The organism is Barnesiella sp., assembly GCF_022723415.1.
GTDB lineage: Bacteria > Bacteroidota > Bacteroidia > Bacteroidales > Barnesiellaceae > Barnesiella > Barnesiella intestinihominis.
The window spans coordinates 35,578-41,577 of the sequence record NZ_JAIJHU010000027.1 but is presented as its reverse complement, the minus strand read 5'-3'; the positions used below and the strand labels follow the sequence as shown (position 1 = coordinate 41,577).

Here is a 6,000-nt window from a genome sequence, read left to right as displayed (position 1 = left end):
ATTTTTTTGTGGGCAAAGATGGATTCGAACCACCGAAGGCGTAAGCCAGCAGATTTACAGTCTGCCCCATTTGGCCACTCTGGTATTTGCCCTTATATTAGCCTTTACAAGACCTTAAATTTACATCTCACCCCCCTCTACCACACACATCTTTCCTTTTCAGAAGAATGCACCCGTTTATCAAAGATTGAGTCGGTGAGAAACGGGTGCAAATTTAGGCATTAATTTTAAATTACAAAAATATCAGTACATTTTTTTTACTTTTCACGCATCTTTTCTTTGGTTTTCAGAAGCTGCTTAACGAGAGCCTCGACAGCCATATCGACCGCCTCTTCAAAGGTATCGGCAACCTTGCAGGAAAACATATCCTCATTTCTCGGAACAAGAACCTTAATTCCAGCCTCTTTGTTCTGTGCCGTTTCCGGTTTTACCACTTTCAAAGAAACTTCGACGGCTATAATCCCATCGTAATATTGTTCTAATTTAGAAACTTTTTTCTGAATAAACTTTTCCAACTTTTCTGATGCATCGAAATGAATCGCTTGAATACGGATTTCCATATTTCCTCCTTTTTTATGACTTTCTTTTCGGGAAAGCCTGGTTATAACTTTGTTTTAGTTCTTCAAACGTTATATGTGTATATACCTCGGTTGAAGCTAATGAATGATGTCCGAGCAGTTCCTTGACACTATTGAGAGTTGCCCCGTTATTCAGCATGGCCGACGCGAATGTATGACGCAATACATGCGGACTTCTTTTATCGAGCGAACAAACTTTCGACAAAGACCCATTGACTACCCGATAAACTAACTGCGGATATAACGGTTCCCCATTTTCCCGAACGAAAAAGAAGCCACAATCATCTCCACACGACTCTTTACGAGCCTGCCGATAACCGGCAATCATCTGCGACAATTCCTCTCCGTACGGAATCAGCCTCTGTTTATTCCTTTTTCCCGTCACCTTTATCTCTCCTTCACGCACATCGGTATCCCTCAACCCTATCAATTCGGCTCGGCGCATACCCGTATGATAAAGCATAGCGATAATAAGTTTGTTACGGACCGCCTCGAAACCTTCGCCATACGACACATCGTCCAAAAGCTCATTCATGGAGTCCTGCCGAAGATAAACCGGCATTTTCTTATGTACCTTAGGCAAAGGAATATTTTTCACAGGGCTTTCCTGAATATCCGATTGCACCACAAGATAGCGGTAAAAAGCCCTCAAAGAAGAAATCTTACGGCAAATACTACGAGCCGACATTCCTCCTTCCGACAAAAGAGCCACCCATTCACGAATACAATCGGAGGTTACCTTTTGCATCTCAATACCATCACACTCGGTTTCAAGGAACTTTTTAAACTGAAACAAATCGTTTCTATATGACAATACGGTATGAGTAGAAAGATTCTTCTCATACCGGATATATTCTAAAAACGATTCGATCGGCATATTCTCGTAGCTTTTAACTTACGCTACGAATATAAAGGAAATTCTTGAAAAATCCAATATTTGCCAACAACAAAAAAATTAATCTTCTATCTGTTGAAGTTTCTGAATGTAGATAGCACGCATCATTTTTTTGCGGTTCGTAACAGATGGTTTTTCAAATGCCTGACGGTTACGCAATTCCTTAACTACACCTGTTTTTTCAAATTTCCGTTTGAATTTTTTCAAAGCCTTCTCGATGTTTTCGCCTTCTTTTACTGGAACTATAATCATAATTATTTAGAAATTAGTTTATTTGTTTCTTTTGAATAAATTGCGGTGCAAAATTATAGATTGTTTTGTGATTAACAAAACTTTCGACCGCTAAAATATACTCGAAAATAAATTTTACACAAAATCGGCACGATTATATCCATCTTTCTATTCCAATATTTTCACAGCCTTTTATCTTCTTATTTTACTAAATATCGTTACCTTTACACACGGTTGATAAATATTTATCGACAATAACTCTAAACATTCAGATTATGAGTAAATCGACATTACCCCGACTCAAAGCCCTGCGTGACGAAATGGGCAAAGCCGGTATTACAGCTTTCATCATACCGGGAACCGACCCGCATCAAAGCGAATACTATGCCAGCCATTGGGCGGCACGAACTTGGATTTCCGGATTCGACGGATCGGCTGGAACTGCGGTCGTCACAACCAATCAAGCCGGATTATGGACCGACTCGCGGTACTTTCTCCAAGCTGCTCAACAACTGGAAGATTCCGGGTTCGAACTTTTTAAAGAAGGACTGCCCGACACTCCCACCATCGAGCAATGGCTGCTGACCACTCTACCGCAAGGTGCGACCATCGCCATCGACGGCACATTGTTCGGGGCATCGAAAGCCGCTGCGATGAAACAAAACTTCGAGAGCCACGGCTTCCGATTCGTATCCGATTTCACTCCGTTCGACTCCATTTGGGAAAAACGCCCATCGATCCCCAAAAACGAAGCCTTTATTCACGATGAAAAGTACAGCGGAGAATCTATCTCGGATAAAATGGCCCGAATTATGGAGCAAGTACGCCAAGCAGGAGCCGCTGCTCTGTTATTGGCAGCATTGGACGAAATTGCTTGGGCATTTAACATACGGGGAACCGACGTAGAATGCAACCCGGTCGTCATTTGCTATGCATACATAGACGACTCCCGGCGTATTCTTTTTATCGACAAAGCCAAAATCAACGATACGGTCTGCCAATACCTGCAAAAAAATAGCGTAGAAATAATGCCCTATGAAAACATTTTCGACTTCGTAGCAGCTCTACCGGCAGAGAAAAAAGTATTCGTAGACACCAACAAAATCAATTACACCTTATTAAATAAGCTGCATGCCATACCCGTATCGGGCCAATCGCCTATCGCTCTACTGAAAAGCATCAAAAACGAGACTCAGCTCGCCGGGACACGCGAGGCAATGATACGCGACGGTGTAGCATTGGTTAGATTCTTCCGTTGGTTAGAAAAAAATATCGACAGCGGCAAAGTAACCGAAATAACAGTTGCCGAGAAACTGCGAGAGTTCCGCTCGCAACAAAGTCTTTATGTAGGAGAAAGTTTCGCCACTATCGCCGGATTCAACGAGCATGGGGCCATTGTCCATTACTCGGCTACACCCGAAAGCAATGCGATCATTTCTCGCAAGGGATTTCTGCTCATCGACTCAGGGGCGCAATATCTCGACGGAACTACCGACATCACTCGCACCGTATCGTTAGGCAATCTGTCTCCTCGCCAAAAACGAGACTTCACACTGGTAATGAAAGGGCACATCGCTCTCGCCACCTGCCATTATCCACAAGGTACGCGCGGAGCCCAACTCGATGCCCTCGCCCGCCATTTCCTATGGGACGATCACCTCAACTACTTGCACGGGACTGGTCACGGAGTCGGGCATTTCCTCAATGTCCACGAGGGACCGCAAAACATACGCCTCGAAGAAAATCCCACGCCTCTCATGCCGGGCATGATTACCTCTAACGAACCGGGATTATACCGTACCGGCGAATATGGCATACGTTGTGAAAATTTAGTCTTGACAGTGCCCGATTACGAAAATGAATTCGGCATGTTTTACCGGTTCGAGACTCTTACCCTTTTCCCCTTCGATACCGAGGCTCTCGATATTTCTATCATGACCGAGAAAGAAATCGAGTGGCTCAACAGCTATCACGAAATGGTCTATGACCGATTAAGTCCGATGCTCGACGAGGAAGAACAACAATGGTTACACCGCAAAACAACAGCAATTTAATTCAAGATAAAATTATAAACTAATCATGGCACTTATAAAATCAGTACGGGGATTTACCCCGAAAGTCGGTAAAGACTGTTTCCTCGCCGATAATGCAGTACTCATCGGCGATACCGTTATCGGCGACGAATGTAGTATCTGGTTCGGAGCCATCTTGCGAGGCGATGTCAATTCTATTCGTATCGGCAACCGGGTTAACATTCAAGACGGATCGGTATTACATACCCTATACGAAAAATCCACCATCGAAATCGGCGATGACGTATCCATCGGACACAACGTTACCATACACGGAGCTACCATACACGACGGAGCCCTCGTAGGCATGGGCTCGGTAATTCTCGACCATGCTGTCGTAGGCGAAGGAGCCATCGTTGCCGCCGGATCGGTTGTGTTGAGCAAGACAGTCATCAAACCGGGTGAGCTTTGGGGCGGAACACCGGCCAAATTCATCAAAATGGTGGACCCCGAACAATCGAAAGAGATCAATCAAAAAATCGCCAAAAACTACCTGATGTATTCCAAGTGGTACGAGGAAGAATAGTCTTTCCGTAATCATCGTGCAAAGGGACTGCCGATTAGCAGTCCCTTTGTCTTTTGATAACACGGTACAATGATCGAAATAACCTATGGTTATAACCGATAACCACAAAGAAATCCCATATTCGAAATGAAATCTCTACCTTTGCGTCCGAAAAGGGAAACGACACCCGGAATGAACATATATCGCATTCCGCATTAACTGTGTCAAACGGCAAATTTTCCCCGACTCGATTATAAAAAACAATTTAATTCATTTTGATATGTTCAGCGAAAAACAAGGAAATGTCCTCCACGGTATTCTGTTGATTGTACTTTTTTCATTCTCCGCCTTTTACATTGCAGAATTCCAATTTATAAAAAATCTGTCACTCAGCCCCCTCATCGTAGGTATCATACTGGGTATGCTCTACGCCAACAGCCTGCGTAACCGATTGCCCGAGACATGGGTTCCGGGCATAAAATTCTGCTCGAAACAAGTACTTCGTGCCGGTATCGTCCTCTACGGCTTCCGGCTGACCTTCCAAAGCGTTATCGCCATAGGAGCCTCGGCCATACTCATCGACGTGATTATCGTCACCTGCACCATTCTATTGGGTATCTTGGTGGGGAAACTGTTGAATATGGACAATGACCTCGCCCTGCTCACTGCCACAGGTAGCGCCATCTGTGGAGCCGCTGCTGTTTTGGGTGCAGAACCGGTAGTAAAAAGCGAACCCCATAAAACAGCAGTTGCTGTCTCGACGGTTGTCATTTTCGGCACGCTCTCGATGTTCATTTATCCCATTCTTTACCGAGCCGGAGTATTCGACCTCACACCCGAGCAAATGGGACTCTACACAGGCTCTACCTTACACGAAGTAGCCCACGTGGTAGGGGCGGGTAACGCGATGGGGAAAGAGATTTCCGACTCGGCAATCATCGTAAAAATGATTCGAGTCATGCTCCTTGCCCCGGTTTTACTCATCATGAGTTTTGCCTTAGCCCGTCGAGCCGTAAAAGCAGTCAAAGGAGACAAAAATACAACCGCCACTCAACGAGGAAAAATCACCATTCCCTGGTTCGCATTCGGTTTCCTTGCCGTTATCGGATTCAATTCGTTCGATTGGCTTCCCGTTCCAGTAGTAGACGGAATCAATAGCCTAGACACCTTTATGCTCACAATGGCCATGACAGCTTTGGGAGCCGAAACCAATTTCGAAAAATTCAAACAAGCAGGAGCCAAACCATTTCTTTTAGCGGCCATATTGTATATATGGCTGTTGGGAGGAGGTTATCTGCTCGTCAAATGGTTAGCATAAATCATAATCATTTCAAACGACAACGGGCTGAATCGTAAATTTGCTCTCTCGCCCTGCGGGTATTCCCCGTATCTCATCTATGACGAGCAAAAAGAGAGGAGCCCCGACTCTGTCAACTCCACTGCCGGTATTTTTTAACCCCTCCGTCTCTACGTGCCACCTCCCCTATATTTTGCGTTGCAAAACACAGAGGAGGAGGTTAACACCGATAGTGTCATACTAAACCCAATTCAATAGAAAATTCGAGGGAGTAGATTTGAATTTTAACGATGAATCTTTTATCGAATACTTCGTTCCTGTTCTCTTTGGAGAGAGGTTAAAAAAGATTTCATAAGATTTTCGATTGAGGGTTTAACCCCTTTGCCCGGCGGGCATTCCCCCTATTCACTTCGCAGCACAAG

At 44.6% G+C, this 6,000-nt stretch carries 6 protein-coding genes and 1 tRNA gene; 3 read left to right on the top strand and 4 right to left on the bottom strand.

Going from position 1 to position 6,000, the window contains the following annotated elements; translation table 11 throughout:
* Positions 1-9: 9 nt before the first annotated feature.
* From QVD32_RS07125 to rpsU, 4 genes are all read right to left on the bottom strand, one after another.
* Positions 10-92: transfer RNA gene (locus QVD32_RS07125), tRNA-Tyr, on the bottom strand.
* Positions 93-257: 165 nt separating this feature from the next.
* Positions 258-560, bottom strand: coding sequence for a ribosome hibernation-promoting factor, HPF/YfiA family (hpf, locus tag QVD32_RS07120; protein ID WP_008862376.1), 303 nt, complete (start codon positions 558-560; stop codon positions 258-260).
* Positions 561-573: 13 nt separating this feature from the next.
* Positions 574-1,455, bottom strand: coding sequence for a tyrosine-type recombinase/integrase (locus tag QVD32_RS07115; RefSeq protein WP_008862377.1), 882 nt, complete (start codon positions 1,453-1,455; stop codon positions 574-576).
* Between the two features lie 78 nt (positions 1,456-1,533).
* Positions 1,534-1,725, bottom strand: a complete 192-nt coding sequence (rpsU, locus tag QVD32_RS07110) for a 30S ribosomal protein S21 (protein WP_008862378.1) — start codon at positions 1,723-1,725, stop codon at positions 1,534-1,536.
* A gap of 254 nt (positions 1,726-1,979) precedes the next feature.
* On the opposite strand from rpsU, the gene QVD32_RS07105 reads away from it, so the two are divergent.
* The 3 genes from QVD32_RS07105 to QVD32_RS07095 all read left to right on the top strand — a co-directional run bounded on the left by QVD32_RS07105 (position 1,980) and on the right by QVD32_RS07095 (position 5,599).
* Entirely contained in the window at positions 1,980-3,758 is a 1,779-nt protein-coding gene (locus tag QVD32_RS07105) for an aminopeptidase P family protein (RefSeq protein WP_021890944.1), read from the top strand.
* A gap of 25 nt (positions 3,759-3,783) precedes the next feature.
* The gene (locus QVD32_RS07100) at positions 3,784-4,302 is read left to right on the top strand and encodes a gamma carbonic anhydrase family protein (protein WP_008862380.1); all 519 of its coding nucleotides are present in this window, start codon (positions 3,784-3,786) and stop codon (positions 4,300-4,302) included.
* 259 nt (positions 4,303-4,561) lie between these two features.
* Positions 4,562-5,599: a YeiH family protein gene (locus tag QVD32_RS07095; protein ID WP_021892302.1), complete on the top strand. Its 1,038-nt coding sequence runs from the start codon at positions 4,562-4,564 to the stop codon at positions 5,597-5,599.
* Positions 5,600-6,000: the final 401 nt, after the last annotated feature.